Genomic DNA, 390 nt, shown 5'->3' on the forward strand with positions numbered 1-390 from the left:
CCCGGCCGCCCCGGCCGCCCCGGCCGAGGCTCCCGCCGCCGCTCCGGCGGGCGGCGCCACCGGTACCGACGTCGTGCTGCCCGCGCTGGGCGAGTCGGTCACCGAGGGCACCGTCACCCGCTGGCTGAAGGAGGTCGGTGAGGAGGTCGCCGAGGACGAGCCGCTGCTCGAGGTCTCGACCGACAAGGTCGACACCGAGATCCCGGCCCCGGCCGCCGGCGTCCTGCTGGAGATCCTCGTCGGCGAGGACGAGGTCGCCGAGGTCGGCGCCAAGCTCGCCGTGATCGGTGCCGCGGGTGCCGCTCCGGCCCCCGCCGCCGCTCCGGCCCCCGCTGCCCCGGCCGCCGCTCCGGCTCCGGCCGCTCCGGCTGCTCCGGCCGCCGCCCCGGC

Annotated in this window: 1 protein-coding gene; it reads left to right on the plus strand. The window is 80.3% G+C overall.

The annotated features are described in order from the left end of the window. Window positions 1–390, plus strand: a 390-nt coding sequence (locus JNW98_RS35930; RefSeq protein ID WP_308015715.1) for a biotin/lipoyl-containing protein, incomplete at both ends; no start/stop codon positions are given.

Source organism: Streptomyces huiliensis (assembly GCF_020037025.1).
Taxonomy (GTDB): Bacteria; Actinomycetota; Actinomycetes; order Streptomycetales; family Streptomycetaceae; genus Streptomyces; species Streptomyces huiliensis.